Genomic DNA, 20,409 nt, shown 5'->3' with positions numbered 1-20,409 from the left:
CCCCTCTTCTTTTAATTTTTCTTTAAAAGAGTTGCTCCTGCAATCCCTGGGTGTGTCATTTCGAATGGATCTAGAATTAACTCTAAGTCTTCTTGTGACAGTACACCGTTTTTCACACAAAGTTCTCGAACGGATTGACCTGTTGCAATTGCTTCTTTCGCAACGCGAGCTGCTGCTTCATAACCGATATGAGGGTTCACGGCTGTAATAATTCCTACACTCTTCTCAACATACTCTTTTAAGCGATCTTCATTCGCTTCAATTCCTTTTAAGCAATTATCTGTAAAGGCACGGAAACCGTTATTCATAATGCTAATAGATTGAAGTAAGTTGAAAACAAGTACTGGTTCCATAACGTTTAATTCTAATTGTCCTGCTTCTGAAGCAAGGCAAATTGTATGGTCGTTACCAATTACTTGGAACGCAATTTGATTAATTACTTCTGGCATAACAGGGTTTACTTTCCCTGGCATAATAGAAGAACCTGGTTGACGAGCTGGTAACATAATTTCTGCTAAACCAACACGCGGACCTGATGCCATTAGACGAAGGTCATTCGCAATTTTAGACATATTCATCATACATACTTTAAGTGCTGCTGATACTTCTGTGTATGCATCCGTATTTTGCGTTGCATCTACTAAGTCTTCTGCACCAACAAGTGGTAATTCACTGATTGCAGCTAAATGTTTTACAACTGCTTCAATATATTCTGGATCTGCATTTAAGCCTGTACCAACTGCAGTTGCTCCCATATTTACTTCATATAGATGTTGACGTGATTGCTTGATACGTTTCATATCACGTTCAAGTACGCGGGAATACGCTTTAAATTCTTGTCCAAGACGAATTGGCACAGCGTCTTGTAAATGTGTACGACCCATTTTAATAACATGATCGAACTGCTCTGCTTTTAATTCAAATACATCATGCATATACCCCATCGTTTGTAATAAACCTTCTAATGCGTTTAATGTTGCGATATGAATCGCCGTTGGGAATGCATCGTTTGTTGATTGCGCCATGTTTACATGACTATTTGGACTAATATAATGATAGTCTCCCTTTTCCATTCCTAATAATTCAAGAGCACGATTGGCCATGACTTCATTTGCGTTCATATTCATTGAAGTACCTGCTCCGCCTTGGATTGGATCTACGATGAAATGATCATGCCATTTTCCATCAAGAATTTCTTGAGCAGCTTCTGCGATCGCACCGCCCTTGTTCAATTCCAATCTTCCTACATCTGTATTAGCAAGCGCTGCTGCTTTTTTTACAATTGCGAACGCTCTAATTAAACCTTCATGGATTTTGTATCCTGTAATTGGGAAGTTTTCAACTGCACGCATTGTTTGTACGCCGTAGTATGCATAATTCGGTACTTCTTTTTCACCTAAAAAATCTTTTTCAATTCGAACACCGTTTTTAACTTCAGTTAATGTTGCCATGATTATTCACTCCTTAACGATTTCTTATGCTGCTTTTGTTTCTTTGACTGTTTCTACATATTGTTTTGCTTTCTCATTATCGAATTCGCCTTCCCACTTCGACATAACAATGGCCGCTAATGCATTTCCTAATACATTGACAGATGAGCGAATCATATCTAAAATGCGGTCAATTCCCGCAATTAACGCGATACCTTCTAGTGGTAACCCCATTGAACCTAACGTTGCTAATACAACAACGAACGATGCACCTGGAACTCCCGCCATACCCTTAGATGTTAACATGAGAACGAATAATAACGTTATTTGCTCTGTTAGTGACATGTGCACACCGTACATTTGTGCAACAAATAATGCCGCTAACGCTTGATAAATAGCCGATCCAGTCAAGTTAAATGTATAACCTGTCGGTATAACGAAAGAGGCAACTGCCTTTGGACAACCGAACTCTTCCATTTTTCTCATTATATTAGGTAAAACAGCTTCTGAACTTGCTGTCGTAAATGAAAGAATAAGTTCTTCTTTTAAAATTTTCATTAATGTAAAAATGTTTACGCCAACCATTCGTGCATTAATACCTAATACAATCACAACGAATAGTATAACAGTTACGTATACAGCTAGCACTAGTTTTCCTAAAGGAAGTAGTGTTGCTACACCAAATTTTGCAACCGTAACTGCAATTAATGCGAATACACCAAATGGTGCAAATTTCATAACTTGATTTGTAACCCAAAACATCGCTTCGAGTACACCTTCAAAGAAGTTAAAGACGGGCTTTCCTTTGTCTCCAATTGCCGCAACTCCTAAACCGAATAATACTGAGAAGAAAATAATCGGTAATAAGTCACCTTGTGCAATCGATTCAAATACGTTTTTCGGTACAATATGAACAATCGTTTCTGCAAAGCCTTTCTTCTCTGTTGCATCTGCTGTTTGTTTATAAGAAGAAATATCACTTTGCTGTAAATTACTCATATCAACGCCAGTACCTGGTTGGAATATATTTGCCGCAAGTAATCCCATTAAAATAGCGATCGTTGTAATGATTTCGAAATAAAGAATTGTCTTCCCGCCTAGTTTACCAAGCTTCTTCATATCTCCTACACCAGCTACCGCAACAATTAATGCTGAAATAACAATTGGTACTACAATCATTTTAATTAAGTGAATAAATATATCCCCAATTGGTGTGATATAAGAAATCGCCGTTTTATTGCCATAAAAGACTGCCCCTACTACAATCCCTAAAACAAGCGCGACAAAAATTTGTGTTGCCAATCCGAATTTTTTCATTTATGTTCATCCCCTTCATGCGAACGCTTTCAATTTGAATTTATAAAAGCTACTCACACATCTTATAAGTGAACCTACAAAATCATACAAAAACCTACAAGTTCGTCACAAAAAATTCGAAAATTTTTCTTTTCTTTTTCATTGACACCTTTTTATTAAAAAGAGATACAATATACTTGATAAGTAATCAGATTGTTTCGTATAATCAAAAAGATATACACTTACAATAAATCGAAATGAAAAGGAGTGGATGGTATGAAAAATTATGTACAAAAATTCGTCCTATCTTCTTCTTTTCTTTTTCATTTTCTTAAAAAGGAACAAAGGCATTTGCCTTTGTTCCTTTTTTATTGCGATCTATATAGGGGGAATTGTTATGAAGCCATATAAAAGAGTCTTAATTAAATTAAGCGGCGGCGCACTTGCTGATCAATCCGGAAATAGCTTTAACTCCAAACGATTAGAACATATCGCAAACGAAATTATATCCATTGTTGATTTAGGTATCGAGGTATCTATTGTCATCGGAGGCGGTAACATTTTCAGAGGCCATTTAGCTGAAGAATGGGGAATTGATCGAGTAGAAGCTGATAATATCGGTACGTTAGGTACAATCATTAACAGCTTAATGCTTCGCGGCGTCTTAACAAGTAAAACAAATAAAGAAGTACGCGTTATGACTTCCATCCCGTTTAATGCAGTAGCAGAGCCTTATATTCGCCTCAGAGCAGTACATCATTTAGATAACGGTTATGTTGTCATTTTTGGCGGCGGTAACGGGCAGCCGTTCGTTACGACAGATTATCCAAGTGTTCAAAGAGCCATTGAAATGAATAGTGACGCAATATTAGTCGCAAAACAAGGAGTAGATGGCGTCTTTACTAGTGATCCAAAACATAATAAATCAGCAAAAATGTACAGAAAACTAAACTATAACGATGTTGTTAGGCAAAACATTCAAGTCATGGATCAAGCCGCTTTATTACTTGCTCGTGATTACAATTTACCAGCACACGTCTTTAACTTTGATGAGCCTGGTGTAATGAAAAGAATTTGCTTAGGGGAGCATGTGGGGACATTGATTAATGATGATGCTTCATTGCTTGTGCATGAAAACTAATTATCTCTCATTAAAAAAGGGTGTCTATAAAAGACATCCTTTTTCATTAACCTTTATAAATAAAAATCCACTAATCCTGCCACTTTCTCCTTACAACGCTCCCAAAACGATAACTTCTCAAAAAATTGTTTCGTCATCTCTTTCGAATCACGAAAATCTTTTGTTAATGCCTCATTCACTTCTGATATGATAGTCCCACCGTGAATATACAAATTCATCTCATCATTCATATAAAAGCTACGTGCAGTCATGTTCGTTGTACCGATAACAGTTAGTTCATTATCAATTATCATTAACTTCCCATGAAACATTCCTTTTTTATAACCATATACTTTAATTCCATTATTAACAGCTTGACGAATATAAGGATACGCTGCCTCTTTAATGAGAGGAATATCTGGTTTATATGACCAAAGTATTTTCACTGTAACACCACGTTTTTGCGCTTCAATTAAAGCATTCATAAATTCTTTATTTTTCGCTATAAAATAAGGTGTTGTAATTACGATTGAATGCTTCGCTTGTTTTATTAATTCGATATACTTTTCAGCGACGTAATGTCCATTGTAGCTAGTCATCGTATGTAATGTATTCCCTTTACTAGCTTTATTCGTACTTCTTTTTATATTTTCTTTCGTATCTCGTTTCCAATCTGAAGCGAATTGCTCTTCTAAATCTTTTGCTCCTTCTCCTCTTATCCGCACATGATAGTCACGCCAATATCCAAAATGCTTATCTTTCCCTAAATACTCATCTCCTATATTAAAACCACCTGTATAGCCAATCTCCCCATCAATCGTCGTAATACGGCGATGATTACGATGGTGAAGTGAATAAAATCCGAATGGCAATTCAGGTTTTCTACTATATGTAAAATGTACACCACTTTCCCGCAATTCACTTATCATCTTGCTTTCAAATGATAAATCATTAATGCGATCAACGGATAAATAGACGTTTACTCCTTCTTTTGCCTTCTCTTTTAATAAGTTTAAAAAAGTATGGCTACTTTTATCATCCGACAAAATAAAAAAGTACGTGTAAATAGATTGCTTCGCTTCCCTTATATCAGTAAATAACTGTTTATAAAATGACTTTCCTTCTACAAATAATTGAAAATCACTATAATGAGGTGCATACTCTGTCGGCATGTTTTTCCCAGCTTCCATTTTCCTACCTAAAGTAACATCGATATGCATCCAAATTAAAATAAAAACAACAATAGCAATAATAATAGAAGTAACTCGCAATATTTTTTTAATCATTTTGATTTCCTTCCGCTCATTTTCTTTCTACCCTTCTATTTTGTCATTCCAATTTAGATTTCATGCTTCATACAAAAAAGGATGTGACTTAACGTCACACCCTTTTCATATTAAACAAAGTTTCTCGCATCATTATTTCTTCCAAACTTATAAATAGCAATTAAGAAGAATGCTACCGCAAAGGCAATTAAGATTAATATATTTAAATACAAATCTGAAATCGAAATTCCTTGTTGTAGTTTTGATACCGTATCTAATAGCCATCTTTGCGGAAGAAAATCAGCTACTTTTTGCACTGCTTTCGGCATAATGTCATACGGAAAATAGCATCCAGCGAGTAAACATGTCGGTACAATGATCATATTTTGCAGTGCATTTGCCGATGCTGAGTTTTTCGAAAAAGCGACAAGCACTAACGATATTCCAATCGCTATTAAAGCAAATAGCATGAGTACGCCAAGCATCACTATGAAAGGCATATTGATATTCGTATGAAAAACATTCGTTAGGAATAGGATTGTAATCAGAATTTGTACTGTTAATATCATCATATTTACCCCGACATTAGATAATATGAATTTCTTCCCATCTATTGGCGTTGATAAGAGTCTAAAATACGTTCTATTTTCTTTTTCTTTTAAAATATAACCTGATAAGTTCGCTGCTGAAAATAGCATAAACATAATAAGATAACCCATCGTTTGGTTTGTCATATCTTTATTTTTCGAAGTATCTTCTAGCGTCTCAGTTTTCATTTTAAATGAACCTTTTTGATATCCTGCGTACATACTATCAAATGCACTTTGATCTGTTCCTGCTACTTTACTAATAGCTGCTACATTATCAATATAATTGTATAAATATGATTTTATAAATCCTGTTACTTGATCACCTTTAATCGATGAAATTTCAATATGATTTGGTTTCCCTTCTCGAACACTTTTTGAAAAACCAGATTCTAATGTAATAACTCCATCAAGTTTTTTGGAAGTGAGTTTATCTTCTACTTCAGATTCTTTAATTTTACTTACCTTTACATGATTTAATCCTTCTAAAAATTTCACCGTATCATTTGCTATAGATTGATTTTCTTTATTTATAACCCCGATATTTAACGTCCCTTGCCCGACATTCCCATACATTGAGAAGGAGATTAATGTTCCAATTATCGGCAAACTAATAATAATGAATAACCCTTTTTTATTTTTCAAAAGTACAGATAACGTTTTTTGTATGAGCCATAAAATATCTTTCATACTATAGCCCCTCCCGTCTACGTAATGCAATAATTGCAATTAATAAAAAGAGTGCCGAAATGCCAAGATTTAAACATATTACTGGCAGCGCTGCTCCTACATCATTTGCATAAATAATTTTCATAACAGCTGTGTTTGCCCACGTTAATGGTGATAAATTCGTAACGAAATTTTCTTCTATTACGAAATATGCACCACCAAAAATAGAGGCTAATTGCACAACTACAAGAATAATCGCTCTCGATGATTCAGCTGTTTTCGTAATATATCCAATCCCTAAACCGAAGCTAATTGCTAGAAAGATTTGTGTTAATAAAATAATAAATATGATTCCAAGATGTTCGCCCCAATTCGCTTGAAAGACAAATTTACTAAATAACATGACAAGTAATACGCAAAGAGCATTTGCTACTAGGCTACCAAGTACTTTTCCAATGAATATTTCAGCCTTACTTATAGGCGCAGCAATGAGGCGATCTCCTGTTTTACGTATTCGTTCTCCACGAATTAAAGAACTCGCTCCCATCGCAGCATATAGTGCAATCATCGTCGTCATTACAACCGCATAGTAATCCATAGAACCTGGCTTTTTCGCAGCTTGTAAAGATGTTTCTTTTATATAATCATTATGATTTCCGCTTAAAATAACCGCGCTCACCTTACTAGGATCAACTTTTGCAACTTCGGCCGCTACATTGTACTTATCAATAAATGTTGTAAGCATGCCTTCCACAATACTTCCCTCAATACTACTTTTGTCACTTCCGTAAAATTTCGCACCATCTTTATTTAATTCTACATAAGCAGCATATTTATTTTGCTTCACTTCTTCTTTCCCATCTATACTGCCTGAAGCTTTTTTAAAATGAATACCCGATTTATCGACTTCTTTCGTAAATGCTTCGAACGTTTGAGAAAATGTGCTACTTGCTTCATCTTTGTAGAGCACTTGTATATCTTTAATCGCTTGACTATCGCTATCAAATGCATTCGTTAACGCTGTTCCTAACACAAGCATTAGTACAATCGGAAATGCTAACATAAAAACTAAAGTTCTTACGTCTCTGAAATCTCTTTTAATATGCATAACTGCAATATTGAAGATGTTCAATTGATGAACCTCCCTTTACCTTTTCTTCATTTACCTTTTATTTATCTCGTAAGTTTCTTCCAGTCAACGTAAGGAATACTGTTTCTAAGTTCGGGGCCTGCTCCTCTAACGAACGAATTTCAATGTCATGATTAATGAAATGCTGAATAATTTTATTTAAATTATTTACTCCTGCATCCGAGTTTACCTTGATTACGTTCTCTTCAACTTGAACAGCTTTCACACCGTTTATCTCTTTTAACTTTTCTACATCTAAATTTTCTACTGACTTCACTTCAACCCAAATGTCTTTCGTATCAGTAATAATCGCTTTTAACTGTTCTTTCGTTCCTTCTGCAATCACTTTACCGTGATCTACAATTGCTATTTTCGTACAAATCTCTTCTACTTCTTCCATATAGTGGCTCGTGTAAATAATAGTGCTGCCCATTTCATTTAATTTTCGAACCGACTGGAGAATATAGTTTCTTGACTGTGGATCAATTCCAACTGTCGGCTCATCCATAATAATTAACTTCGGTCTATGAGCAATCGCACAAGCAATATTCAGTCTTCGTTTCATCCCGCCTGAAAAGTTTTTCGGGTAACTTTTATGTTTATCACTAAGTCCCACAAATTGAAGTGCTTCCTCTACTCTCGCTTTTAGTTCAGCTCCTCTTAACCCGTACAGTCCAGCAAAGAATTTCACATTTTCATAGGCAGTTAACTCTTCATAAATCGCAATATCTTGCGGAACGATACCGATATTCATCTTCGCAAATCGATTATGTTTCTTTATATTTTTTCCTAATATGCTAATTTCACCTTCATTACTTCTTAACAACCCAGCAATCATATTTATCGTTGTACTCTTACCAGCACCATTTGATCCTAAAAAGCCAAATATCTCTCCTTCTTTAATAGATAAAGACATATTATCTACCGCGATGAAATCACCAAATTTTTTCGTTAAATTTTTAATTTCTAATGTATTCATCATTTCACCCCTATTTCGGTTTCTCTGCTATTCATTATAAACAAAAAAAATGAACCTGCTCAGTGCAGAAGTTCATTCTTTTCACATGAGATTATTCACTTTTTTCATATGAGATGATTCATCTTCGTCCCATTTTCTTATATCGGCAACAGCATCGTTACTGAAAAGCCACTTGTTCCATCTACAATAATTTTTCCGTTTACTGATGCTGTTCGCTCCTCCATCCCCATAATCCCGAGACCTTTCTTAACGAGAGCTGCACCTTTTCCGTTATCCTTCACTTGTACTTTCACCATCTTGTTAAGTACATGAATATCGATTGAAATGACTGTCGCATCAGCATATTTCATCGCGTTCGTTAGTGCCTCCGTAACATTCTCACCGATAATCTTCCACTGAATCGGTGAGATCATATCTAAATTCCCTTTATATACGAAAGGAATATTTATATCATGCTTACCGGCAAATTCCTCTATGAATAATTTCATACGATGAATGCCAATTTGCTCCGTTGGTGGCTTCATATTTTTTAATGTAACTCGAATACTTTCAATTCCATCTTTCGATATATGAATTGCATTTTGTAATAACTCGGCAGATTTTTCTTTATCTATCCCCATTAATCTCTTTGCTGCTTCCATTTGAATTAGCGCCCCTGTCATCGAGTGGCCAATTTTATCATGAATTTCTTGTGACAACCGATTTCTCTCTTCTAACTTAAATGTGTACTCTGATTGCTTTATGTACTCTTTATTTTCATTTAAGCTTTTCGTCAGCCGCTGCATATCTTTTCGCATCTTATCATTTTGTGATTCAAGCTTTAATACACGCGATATATACCGTTCTGCCATAGTTAATACGATGAAAGAAAATGTAACAATTAATCCATATGTCATTCGAATACTTTCTTCTGTAAAGATAATGGGAATCATCATAATGATAAAGAGCTGCCATTTCTTCTCTATATAACGAAATATAACTTCATATAAGTTCAATGGTAAAAATAAAATAAAAAACGGATGAACCTTCCATGTAAATAACATAACTATGCCAATTGACAGACTAGATAATATATTTTTGTACGTATCTTGTTTAAATATAGAGATCAGCACATTTACAGAAAGATATAAAAGCAAAGTAAGTATAATCCATGGTAAGTTCACAACATTTAAATAAATGTAACTAAACACAATATATATAAAGACAATTAATTTACTTACAATTAACCAAAATTCCATATCTTTAATCTACTTTCCCTGTTAAATAATAAATCGCAATTTGTGTGCGATGTTCAAGTCCAGTTTTCCCTAAAACTGATGTAATATAATTTGCAATCGTTCCTTCTGATATGAAAAGTTGCTTTGAAATTTCTTTATTCGAGAAACCTTTCGCAATTAATGCGATAATACTAAGTTCTCTTTCTGTAAAAAGACTTGTATCTATTTTACATTCGTCCTCTTTGCTTTCCATTAAATTGCACTTAATTTTATCAAGCACTACATCTTGCATAACAGTTTGACCGTTATATACTCCTTTTATTGCATCACGAATACGCTCTGGATCATTATTTTTTAATAAATAACCTTTCGCCCCGTTTTTTACTGCGTCCAAAATATATTCATCATCATCGAACGTCGTTAAAATTAGCGGTTTCGTTTTCGTCCCTTCACAAATGAATTTCGTTGCCTCTACCCCGTTCATATTTGGCATGCGGACATCTAAAAGAGCGATATCAACGTCGTTCTTTTTGCAATAGTCCACTGCTTCTTTCCCATCATTTACTGTATCTACAACTTCGAACTCTTCATATGTATTTAAAATAATTTTCATGCCTTCTCTAATAAAAGAATTATCATCTGCTATTAATATTTTAATTTTCATGTTTGTTAGTGTGGACCTTCCCCTACTAACATTCACATCCTTTCTTCACGTAACATTTCCTACTTGCTCATTATATACTTCTCTTTACCATTTTTTCACACCTTTTTTCATATAGCTTCCTTCCTAAAAATATATTATTCTTTTTTTACAACATGTGTAGGGTGACCGATCATTTCTTACGTCTATATAATAGAATGCGTCAAAAAGGAGGGAGAGACCCATTGAGGAAAAACAATTAATTGAAAAAGCACAGCAAGGAAGCGAACATGCTTTTCGTATCCTTGTGCAAACATATCGTCATTATATTTTTCAAGTTATCTTTTCTATTTTAAGACATGAAGAAGATGCGAAAGATGTTACACAAGAAGTATTCGTAAAAATTCACGCCTCTCTCCCAAATTATCAATTTCGCGGATTAAAAACGTGGATGGCACGTATTGCCACCAATCACGCTATTGATTATAAGAGAAAAAAAGCTAGAGAAAACGAAGAACTCTCCTTATGTAAAGAAACTGAGGAAAATATAAAATCCTCTCATAATGTTGAGGCTTTATTATTGACGAAAGAGCAAAAATTACTCATTGCTCAAAAACTGAGAGAACTTCCCGAAAATTACCGTGACGTCGTTCTCGCACATTACTTAGAAGAAAAAAGTTATCAAGAAATTTCTTTACAGGAAAACATCGAAGTGAAAACAGTCGAAATGAAACTGTACCGGGCAAGAAAATGGATTAAAAAACATTGGAAGGAGGAAGAGTTTCTATGATGCATTATTCAAAAGAGGATTGGCGCAATTATACTTTAGATTTTATAGAAAGCAATGAACGTGAATCTATGGAAGAACACCTTTATGAATGTGATCATTGTTTAGCACTTTATATGGAAAGTATCGATGAGCAACAGGAAAACCTTCCAATGATAAATGATGATTCATTTACGAACGAAGTTATGACGCAAATTAATTTTGAAACGCTACAACCTAATGAAAATATAAAAACAAACTCACTAAAGCGCACCATTATTCACTACATAATTGCGACTGCGGCTACAATTATTTTTATGGTAAGTGGTTTATTCCAGTATATTTTCACAGCTACATCAAATTTCGAGAAATCTTCAAAACATAACGAGTCTTCTATCTCACAACAAATTGTAAACAAATCGGTAGACACATCAAAAAAGGACGGAGGTTCAAAGCATGAATAAAAATCCCTTTTTAGCACTTGTATTAGGGCTAATTCCCGGGCTTGGACATTTATATTTAAAGAAATTTGGACGGTTTATTTTATATAGTGGAGGAGCTGTATTTCTATTTATCTTTGCAGCATTTTGTACAATAGCATTAGGTGCGCGTGATATTGCTTTTCTTTCTCTATTTTTACTAGTCGTGTTATGGGTGGTCAATTTACTAGATTTAGTTATCACTATTATTAACCAATCAAAAAAACAAGCAGCCGGAGAATTAACAGATTCCTCTAAAGAGAGCGAACGATTTTATATCATTCTTCTATCCATCATTCCTGGACTTGGACATTTTCAATTAGGACTTATGCAACGTGGACTTACATTTTTAGTAGCTTGCACAGGAATAGGAAGTATGATTATTTTCGTTGCACTTTTAACATCGCAAGAAAGTTTCCTTATCTTCCTTATTACATTGCCTGTTTTATGGATTTATAACTTCTTTGATGTTGTTCAACAACTACAGAAAAAAGAACGTGGCGAGCAACTAGATGACCGTACTATTTTCGAAGAGTTTGAAGAGCACCGTGAACAAGGAAAGAAAAATAAAACATTCGCTTCCATTTTAGCAATGTTTCCTGGAGCAGGACATATGTATTTAGGCTTACAGCGCCGTGGTCTTCAGCTTATGGCAGCCTTTTTACTATCTATTTATTTGCTCGACTTATTAAGACTTTCTGCGTTTTTATTTTTAGTACCAATCATTTGGTTCTATAGCTTTTTTGATGCGTTACAGCAAACTGCAAAGTATGGAAAAGAACGTGTACATGACGAACCTATCATTGATTATTTTATCAATCATCAAAGATGGATCGGTATCGGGTTAATTACACTCGGTGGTTATTATTTATTAGATCAAACACTCCTTCCTATTTTGAATGATTACTTTGCAACTATATTTAACATTCATCTTAGCGAGCTATATTATCGCTATTTCCAAACATCTATCGTTGCACTCCTCTTAATTGGTGGCGGCTTTAAATTGTTACTTGGAAATAAAGAAAACAAAGGTGGTACAAAAGAATGAGAACATGGCGCGTTGGAACATTTTCAATGGGGCTTTCTATTATTTCATTAGGTTGCTTCTTACTATTTTCAGTTGTAAAAGGTACTGAGGTATTAGATTCCTTAACAGCATGGTGGCCTGTTTTACTTATTATACTTGGCGTGGAAATTTTACTATACCTTCTATTTTCTAAGAAGGAACAATCCTTTATTAAATATGATATTTTTAGTATTTTCTTTATCGGTATTTTAGGAAGCGTTGGAATTGCTTTTTACTGTTTATTATCAACTGGATTACTAGATGAAGTTCGTCATTCTATTCATACCACTCGCCAAACGAGTAATATTCCAAGTGAACAACTTGATATACCTGAATCTATCAAAAAAATTGTAGTGGATGCAGGACAGCATCCTCTAACAATAGAGGGTAATGATACAAATCAAATTCACCTTATTGGAACATATGAAATGACAACGAAAGCTAATGAAAAACTTAATTTAAAACAAGAAGATTTCCTTTCAGTTCAAACAGCTGGGGAAACGATGTATATCACTTTAAAATCATTACCAGTTCAACATACGTTATGGAATTCAGCACCACAGGTAAAACCAACACTCGTTCTTCCGCAAAATAAAAATGTAGAAGTTCGTGCTTCAAATAACGAACTATCCCTTTATCCTGGTCAATTACAAAATAATTGGTTTGTACAAGAAAGTTCACATGTATCTGTTCATTTAGCAAAAGAAAGCGATGTATCTTTAATCGCCATAACAAACAAAAAAGAATCCCACGGAAACACACCTTGGGAACAAGTTGAAGATTTAACGAAAAAAGAAGAGAATACTTCAGAAGAAAATAAAGAATTCAACGAACAAGAACATTGGTATAAAAATTCGATTAAAACAGGCAATGGGACGTACAAGTTAAATATTGAAAAAGCTTATAATATCAATATGAGTATTATTGAAAAATAAAAACCTTCCACAATTGTGGAAGGTTTTTCTCATATAATCGCTTTAATTCCTTCTAACACTAATCCAATCATAAATCCGCAAACAGCCCCGTTTACTCGGATCCACTGTAAATCTTTACCGACGTTATTTTCAATCATTTCAATTAACGTTTTATCATCTAACTTATCAAGGTTTTCTTGTACAAGTTTTCCGATTTTCGAATGATTCTTTTCAACAAGTGTCACAACTTGTTTTTGTAACCAATCTTCTATTTTTTGAACAGTCTGTTCATCTTCTTTTATTTTATTCATTTGTGTTTGTAAAAATGGAATAACATATTTATCCGTAAACTCTTCGTTTTTCACAAAAATAATTGCCCTTTGTTGCACTTGCTCCAGCATCTCTTTAATTTTGTCAGTAGCATTCCAATTGGCAATCCATTTTTCTTTCCAATTTTCTAATTCTTGTAGTAAAGCTTCATTTTCTTTTACATTTATAATTTCTTGACGAATTTTCGATAATATAAGTTGTCTCGTACTATTATCTACATCTTGTAAGCTGTTAATATTGCTAATAATAAATTTCTGCAAAATGCCGCCAATTTTATCTTCATCTACAATATTCATAAACGATTTCAAAGTAAACTGTAAAAATCCATCTACTTTTATGTTTTCCATCGCCTTCATACCTAAGCTTCCGAGCTGGTAACGTGCTTCATCTTGCGCTGTCCAATCTTTCACTTTTACTAATATGTAATCCAGTGTCTTTTCATCGTACTCTTGCACTACCAATTGATCAACAAGCACTTGTAATATGTTACTTGTATTAATTGTATGCAAATACGTTTTTAATTCTTTTTCAATAATAACCGCTAACTTTTCCGTATCTATTGTAACAATCGCCTTCTCAGCAATTTTTACAATTCCCTTTTTCACAGCGTCAGACTGCATTTCTCTCTCAGCGATTTGCAGTACCATTTGCGCTAGCTGCATTTCTTTTACTTTATTCGTAATACTTTCTTTCGTCAGCCACTCATTTTCTAACGTATGAATGAGCCCTTTCGTTACTCGTTTACGATTTTTAGGTAATAACGCTGTATGAGGAATTGGAATTCCCATCGGATGACGGAATAATGCTGTAACTGCGAACCAATCCGCAAGTCCACCAACTAATCCAGCTTCAAATCCCCCTTGTATAATCTCTCCAGCTACCGTTCCTTGAAAAGGGATAGAAGCCGCAAAACCTACTCCCATAACCCCAAGCGAAATACCCGCTATATATTTAGTCTGTAATGACATCGTATACACATCCTCTTATTATGTAAAATAAAGCTTTTTTGTTATGTTTATTTGCTATTCGTTCTTTATATCTATACTATAATGAACTAATGCGAAAATAACAAAGAATTTATAATAATACATATGTCATATAAATAAAAAATGAGGCCACAATTAGCCTCATTTTTCTAATATTGTTAATGACTCACCTGTTTTATAATATCCACTCATCACATCTTCTGGAACCATACTACCGCCAGTTCCCCACACAATATGAGTACCTTTCTTCATCTTCTCTGTTAACTGTTGTTTTTGTAAATACTCATCTTCTTTGCATACTTTCACTGGCCCTATCATTCCCGCTAGCGCAGAAGGCTCTAAATAAATATTTTCCGTATCAGCTAGTTCTTTTAACAATCTATATAACTCTTCATCACTTACTGTGTAATTTCCACTCAAAAATGGTTCCATCGTTTTACCAACAAATCCAGATGGTCTTCCTACCGCTAGTCCGTCCGCGTCTGTTACATTATCAATCCCGATATCTTGAACGGCAATTTTATCATGAAGTCCTGTCATTAAACCGAGTAACATACATGGAGAGTGCGTTGGCTCCGCAAAGAAACAGTGCACGTTGTCTTTATACAATAACTTTAAACCAAATGCGACCCCGCCAGGTCCGCCCCCTACTCCGCAAGGAAGGTAAACGAATAAAGGGTGCTCTTCATCTACTACAATCTCTAACTCTTTTAATTGCTTTTGTAAACGCGATGCTGCTACTGCGTATCCTAAAAATAAATCATGTGAGTTTTCATCATCTACAAAATAACAGCTAGGATCTGCATCTGCTTGCTGACGCCCCTCTTCTACTGCTTTACTATAATCAGCTTCATATTCAATAACGTTTACACCTTTACTTCTTAATAAATCTTTTTTCCATTCTTTTGCGTCCGCTGACATATGAACAGTTACGTTAAAACCTAGTTTCGCACTCATAATCCCAATGCTTAGCCCTAAATTACCTGTAGAACCTACCGCAATTGAGTATTTTGCAAAAAACTCTCTACAAGTATCACTGTCTAAAATGGAATAATTATCTTCTTCTGTTAACATCCCATGCTGCAAAGCTAATTGTTCAGCATGTTTCAGCACTTCATAAATCCCGCCCCTAGCTTTAATTGATCCTGATATTGGAAGCTGACTATCACACTTTAATAGCAATTCTCCTAATATAGGTTGCCCGTAATTTTTCTCTAAAGACCTTTTCATAGAAGGTATCTTCACTAAAGGTGATTCTATAATACCGCCTGTTTCTTTCGTTTCAGGAAAAACTTTCGCAATATATGGTGCAAAACGCTTTAATCTCTCTTCCGCATCTTTTACATTCTCTTCATTCAGTGGCGAATCTATTATTGCCATTTCATACTTTTCCATGTTCGGATTCATCCAAAACACTTCTTCTGTTGCGATTAATTTATTTATTAGTGGATATTGCTCTTTTAATTTCTCTATTTCCTTCATTTCTCTTCCTCCTCATAACCTTGTAGCTTACGATTTAATAAATTATAATTAAATTAATTTTAATATAGTTTAACATAAATTATTCACTTTAGTTAATTTTAATTTAATTTATTTAAATATAATTTAATAATTAGTAAGGAGATTTTCATTATGGAAAATATAGATATTGGTAAAAAGGTTGAAAAACAAAGAAAAGAAAAAGGTTTAACGAGTAAAGAACTAGCAACGATGGCAGGTATAACACCATCTATGTTAAGTCAAATTGAGCGTGGGTCTGCTAACCCTTCTATTCAAACATTAAAAATACTCGCTAAAGCTCTTGATGTTCCAACATTTAGCTTTTTACTGGAAGATACAAATACAGACGATTTAATTGTACGTTCTCATAAACGAAAAAAAATGATTATCGATAATTTATCATATGAATTGCTTTCACCTGATTTCACAGGAAATTTAGCAACAGCAATTATGACTGTTCCACCGAATACAGCTTCATCAGAAAATGTACTAGAACATAAAGGTGAAGAGTTAGCATACGTATTAGACGGGAAAATTACATTACATTTAAATGAAGAAGAATACATATTAGAAACGGGTGATAGCGTAAAAATACCTGCTTATTTAAAACATAAATGGGTAAATCAATTCGAGAAAAATGCCATTGTTTTATTTTCTGTTACTCCGCCTATTTTTTAATGCAAAATAAAAAGATAGCCACGCATGGACACACTCCATACGTGGCTATCTTTTTATTTTTTCGGCACCAACAAAATCCCTAAACTAATAAAAAAGAAGCTCATTATTTGCTGTATTGATAAACCAAATAAAACCGAATTTTGTTCACTAATAAGCGAAATAATAATATGAGCAACTCCCTCAACTATTAGAAAAACACTTATATTCTTTCCATTTCCGAGCCTTTCATTTTTCATCCATAACAAGCCGATTATACAAAGGGCAAGGATGATCTCGTATACGAAAATAGGGTGATATAAAAATTTAGATTCATATATTTTCACACCCCAAGGCAATGTCGTTTGTACACCTATTTTGTGGTTGAATAGAAAATAAAAAATAATGCTCATACATAGTCCAATAGGTAATGCATCAAGTAAAATACGAAGCGAAAATTGTCCCTTTTTACTTTTCCAAACAATGTATATACTCGCAATTACACATCCTGCTATAATATGCTGCATACTTCCTACAGCTAATAGTGCCTGCAATGGCGACCTAAAGGCCCATAATGGATTTAAAATTGCCGGTGCAAATTTCCATACAAATACGATGATAAGAAAAGCATTTGTTACTGCATCCATCATTTTTTCATATGGTACACTTTCGTTCTTCATCTTTCGTTTCATCAACATAAATCCAAATAAACTTCCAATTATAAGAGATACGGGTTGTAACCTCACGATCCACTCCATCAATACAAAATCCCCTCTTTAACTCTCAATTAATTTCTTAAATTTCTCTTCTAATTGATCTGGAGGTAATACGCCTCGTACCTGCTCTACGATAATTCCATCTTTATTAACAAAAAATGTCGTTGGTAACGAAAATACTTTATAATCTAATCCAGCTACTCCGTCCATATCTAGTAAAACAGGAAACTTAAATCCGTGACGATCTGCAAATGCACTCGCTTCTTGTACTGGATCTCCAATTGTCGCATTTACCGCAAAAATTTCAACATCCTTTTTATATTTATCATACATACGAACTAAGTCAGGTGCCTCCATTTCACATGGGCCACACCATGATGCCCAAAAATTAATAAGGTATGGCTTGCCTTTTGCATCATTTAACGAATACAGCTTCCCATCTAACCCTTTTAATGTTATGTTTGGCGCTTTAAATCCTACTTGTGGTAATACTTCTGTTTCTTGTAACTCCGCTTGTTTTGCTTTTCTTTCTTTTTCTTCTTTCTTTGTATTATAAAAATTAACTCCGGCCCAAATTAATGCCCCGGCCAGTATAATCGCAATTAGTTTCTTCACTTTTCTTCCTCCTCATTTTTAAAAGCCTGTAAATCCACCGAATAGACGAATAAAGAATGCGGTAATTTTCGTCATTTGATTTGTATACAATAAAACCCCTGTTACAATCATCATTCCACCGCCAATTTTCATCATGACATTGGCATATGTAACAATCCATTTTACTTTCCCAATAAAGAATGCCATCACGAAAAACGGGACCGCAAACCCAAGAGTATACGCGGTAATATAAAGAAGTGCCCCTTCAGGATTTGTCGCACCAAGCATGAGTACAGCTGAAAATATCGGTCCAACACATGGCGTCCAACCCGCTGCATATGTCATACCGACTAAAATCGAGCGAATATATCCAGTCGATTTACTTCTGTATTGTACTTTTTTCTCTGCCATAAGCCACTTAGGTTGAAACAAACCTGTCATAAACAGTCCCATCAAAACAATAAAAACCCCACCAATTTGTTGAATCAATTTTTGGTTAGATGAAAATGTTATTCCAATCCAACTTACCGATAAACCTAACGCATAAAATATAACCGAAAATCCGATCATAAAAAATACGGTATGTATAATCGCTGATTTTTGCATAATTCCACGATTCTCTTTTAAATCTTGAATAGACACACCTGTAATATATGATAAATAAGATGGATATAGCGGTAAAGAACATGGTGATATAAATGACAATACCCCTGCCCCAGCTACAAGCCAAATTGTTAAATCTGCTGCATTCATTTTGCTCCCCCTAAAGCACTACAATAAGTAGTGTTAATTCTTAAAAAAAGAGGCTATATGCACTCTCCGACAATAAGTACAATCGACATACAGAATAAACCTAATGTTACATATAACGAATTCGTATGTAATGGAATATTGAGCTTAACAACTTTTTCATTTAACACTTGCTCGATTCGTAAATTTATTGCTGTTTTTGCAAATGAAGCTGTAACACATCGATTTTCCATTGTCTTTATTTTAATTAATTTTAATAACGCGCTACCTAATTCGAATGAAGATTTCATCTTTTGCATTGCATATTGATCTGCTGCTAGCTCCTGATACACATGATAGCGCTGCAATAACCCTTTTAATATCGGGATGTACACCATTCCTTCTGCTAATAACGTAAAACAAAATAATTTTAATGGATCTCGATTAGTTTGATGATATTCTTCATGGAAAATAATCGCATCCATTTCTTCATCTGAAAATGTTTGAAGCATGCCTTCTGACATGACAACTTTCGGACGAAATAACCCAATTGTAAATGCCGCAACTTCTAAGGTCGGCAATATATATATTTGTTTTCCTTTTCGAATGAAAGGGATAAGTACTTTTTGTAATTTTTTACTATAGAAAAATTGTCGCCAAATTCTTTTGCACACTATGAGTACTGTAAGTAATAGTAATCCAGCAATTATAATACGAATGAGCGATAATTCCTTCATATGTTTTCCTAATTGAAACAAGCAAAAATTTGAAAAAAAGAACGCCTTATTTTGAAACAGAAATGGATATGTAACGTAATACACTAACATACTGAAAAAGAGGGTACTAACAATTACTGCTAACAATACGATTTTACGCATTTGCCATTTCATTTCATTGATCCTCTTTTTTTAACTGACTCAATTTGTCTTCTAATTTTTTTATTAAAGTCGGATCAGCCTGCTCTAACTCATCTAGCATATGATTTACAACTAAATCTCCAAATTCCCCCATCAATTCCTGTGTCATTTTCTTCGTTTGATTGGATAAGAATTCTTCTTTTGTTTGTACAGTACGATATATGCCACTTCTTTTCACCGTCTGTTTTTCTAAGTGTAATTTCTCTACTAACCTGTTCATAACTGTCATAACAGTGTTAAAATTCACAGGTGATTCTTCACTTAATTTCTGCTGCACTTCTTTAATCGTAATACCCTCGGTAGACCAAACAATCTCCATAATTTTCGCTTCAAGTGGTCCAAAAAAGTGATTTAATCCTTGCTCATTTAATTTATAGTTTTGAGTAAACATAGTATGGCTCCTTTCACACTACAAATTGTAGTACA

Annotated in this window: 21 protein-coding genes; 6 read left to right on the top strand and 15 right to left on the bottom strand. The window is 34.3% G+C overall.

Features of this window, described 5'->3' with window-relative positions; translation table 11 throughout:
• Positions 1-11 precede the first annotated feature (11 nt).
• A complete protein-coding gene (aspA, locus tag DN389_RS04770; protein ID WP_098191234.1) occupies positions 12-1,451 on the bottom strand; it encodes an aspartate ammonia-lyase in 1,440 nt (479 codons plus the stop codon).
• A gap of 24 nt (positions 1,452-1,475) precedes the next feature.
• Positions 1,476-2,747 (bottom strand): cation:dicarboxylate symporter family transporter, encoded by a 1,272-nt coding sequence (locus tag DN389_RS04765; protein WP_046955104.1) that lies wholly within the window; start codon positions 2,745-2,747, stop codon positions 1,476-1,478.
• Between the two features lie 376 nt (positions 2,748-3,123).
• On the opposite strand from DN389_RS04765, the gene pyrH reads away from it, so the two are divergent.
• The gene (gene pyrH, locus DN389_RS04760; protein ID WP_000806136.1) at positions 3,124-3,867 is read left to right on the top strand and encodes a UMP kinase; all 744 of its coding nucleotides are present in this window, start codon (positions 3,124-3,126) and stop codon (positions 3,865-3,867) included.
• Between the two features lie 53 nt (positions 3,868-3,920).
• Here the strand turns inward: pyrH and cls are convergent, their stop codons facing one another.
• The 6 genes from cls to DN389_RS04730 form a co-directional block, all read right to left on the bottom strand.
• A complete protein-coding gene (gene cls / locus DN389_RS04755; protein WP_142310376.1) occupies positions 3,921-5,132 on the bottom strand; it encodes a cardiolipin synthase in 1,212 nt (403 codons plus the stop codon).
• Between the two features lie 110 nt (positions 5,133-5,242).
• A complete protein-coding gene (locus DN389_RS04750; protein WP_106382802.1) occupies positions 5,243-6,388 on the bottom strand; it encodes an ABC transporter permease in 1,146 nt (381 codons plus the stop codon).
• Between the two features lies 1 nt (position 6,389).
• Complete coding sequence (locus tag DN389_RS04745) at positions 6,390-7,499, bottom strand: ABC transporter permease (protein WP_060489835.1); 1,110 nt, start codon at positions 7,497-7,499, stop codon at positions 6,390-6,392.
• Between the two features lie 37 nt (positions 7,500-7,536).
• Complete coding sequence (locus DN389_RS04740) at positions 7,537-8,475, bottom strand: ABC transporter ATP-binding protein (RefSeq protein ID WP_001093813.1); 939 nt, start codon at positions 8,473-8,475, stop codon at positions 7,537-7,539.
• A gap of 137 nt (positions 8,476-8,612) precedes the next feature.
• Positions 8,613-9,713, bottom strand: coding sequence for a sensor histidine kinase (locus DN389_RS04735; protein WP_097857306.1), 1,101 nt, complete (start codon positions 9,711-9,713; stop codon positions 8,613-8,615).
• Between the two features lie 4 nt (positions 9,714-9,717).
• Positions 9,718-10,356: a response regulator transcription factor gene (locus DN389_RS04730; RefSeq protein WP_088082901.1), complete on the bottom strand. Its 639-nt coding sequence runs from the start codon at positions 10,354-10,356 to the stop codon at positions 9,718-9,720.
• A gap of 283 nt (positions 10,357-10,639) precedes the next feature.
• Between DN389_RS04730 and DN389_RS04720 the strand changes: the two genes are divergently transcribed.
• The 4 genes from DN389_RS04720 to exsE are packed head-to-tail and all read left to right on the top strand — an operon-like array spanning position 10,640 to position 13,578.
• The gene (locus DN389_RS04720) at positions 10,640-11,122 is read left to right on the top strand and encodes an RNA polymerase sigma factor (protein ID WP_240514089.1); all 483 of its coding nucleotides are present in this window, start codon (positions 10,640-10,642) and stop codon (positions 11,120-11,122) included.
• Positions 11,119-11,562, top strand: coding sequence for a hypothetical protein (locus tag DN389_RS04715; protein WP_087980115.1), 444 nt, complete (start codon positions 11,119-11,121; stop codon positions 11,560-11,562). Before DN389_RS04720 ends, DN389_RS04715 begins: the two co-directional genes overlap by 4 nt.
• On the top strand, positions 11,555-12,625 hold the full coding sequence (locus DN389_RS04710) for a hypothetical protein (RefSeq protein ID WP_098191230.1): 1,071 nt from the start codon (positions 11,555-11,557) through the stop codon (positions 12,623-12,625). Before DN389_RS04715 ends, DN389_RS04710 begins: the two co-directional genes overlap by 8 nt.
• Entirely contained in the window at positions 12,622-13,578 is a 957-nt protein-coding gene (gene exsE, locus DN389_RS04705; protein WP_088121810.1) for an exosporium protein ExsE, read from the top strand. Before DN389_RS04710 ends, exsE begins: the two co-directional genes overlap by 4 nt.
• Before the next feature lie 29 nt (positions 13,579-13,607).
• Here the strand turns inward: exsE and DN389_RS04700 are convergent, their stop codons facing one another.
• Together DN389_RS04700 and dsdA are read right to left on the bottom strand one after the other, a co-directional pair.
• Positions 13,608-14,855, bottom strand: a complete 1,248-nt coding sequence (locus tag DN389_RS04700; RefSeq protein WP_149236861.1) for a DUF445 domain-containing protein — start codon at positions 14,853-14,855, stop codon at positions 13,608-13,610.
• Between the two features lie 159 nt (positions 14,856-15,014).
• A complete protein-coding gene (gene dsdA, locus DN389_RS04695; protein WP_149236860.1) occupies positions 15,015-16,355 on the bottom strand; it encodes a D-serine ammonia-lyase in 1,341 nt (446 codons plus the stop codon).
• Between the two features lie 150 nt (positions 16,356-16,505).
• Here dsdA and DN389_RS04690 point away from each other — a divergent pair, with 150 nt between their 5' ends.
• Positions 16,506-17,051, top strand: coding sequence for a helix-turn-helix domain-containing protein (locus tag DN389_RS04690; protein ID WP_149236859.1), 546 nt, complete (start codon positions 16,506-16,508; stop codon positions 17,049-17,051).
• Positions 17,052-17,104: 53 nt separating this feature from the next.
• Here the strand turns inward: DN389_RS04690 and DN389_RS04685 are convergent, their stop codons facing one another.
• From DN389_RS04685 to DN389_RS04665, 5 genes are read right to left on the bottom strand one after another with little or no spacing between them, the layout of a single operon-like run.
• On the bottom strand, positions 17,105-17,785 hold the full coding sequence (locus DN389_RS04685; RefSeq protein WP_142343640.1) for a prolipoprotein diacylglyceryl transferase family protein: 681 nt from the start codon (positions 17,783-17,785) through the stop codon (positions 17,105-17,107).
• 18 nt (positions 17,786-17,803) lie between these two features.
• Positions 17,804-18,358, bottom strand: a complete 555-nt coding sequence (locus tag DN389_RS04680; RefSeq protein WP_000733169.1) for a TlpA family protein disulfide reductase — start codon at positions 18,356-18,358, stop codon at positions 17,804-17,806.
• Between the two features lie 18 nt (positions 18,359-18,376).
• On the bottom strand, positions 18,377-19,090 hold the full coding sequence (gene ccdA / locus DN389_RS04675) for a cytochrome c-type biogenesis protein CcdA (RefSeq protein ID WP_000990445.1): 714 nt from the start codon (positions 19,088-19,090) through the stop codon (positions 18,377-18,379).
• Between the two features lie 53 nt (positions 19,091-19,143).
• On the bottom strand, positions 19,144-19,956 hold the full coding sequence (locus DN389_RS04670; protein ID WP_097889334.1) for a M56 family metallopeptidase: 813 nt from the start codon (positions 19,954-19,956) through the stop codon (positions 19,144-19,146).
• Between the two features lies 1 nt (position 19,957).
• Positions 19,958-20,374 (bottom strand): BlaI/MecI/CopY family transcriptional regulator, encoded by a 417-nt coding sequence (locus DN389_RS04665; RefSeq protein ID WP_000495070.1) that lies wholly within the window; start codon positions 20,372-20,374, stop codon positions 19,958-19,960.
• Positions 20,375-20,409: the final 35 nt, after the last annotated feature.

It is taken from the genome of Bacillus sp. AY3-1 (genome assembly GCF_008368785.1).
Lineage (GTDB): Bacteria > Bacillota > Bacilli > Bacillales > Bacillaceae_G > Bacillus_A > Bacillus_A wiedmannii.
The sequence above is the reverse complement of the archived record's forward strand: the minus strand, read 5'-3'. Positions and strand labels throughout refer to the sequence as shown.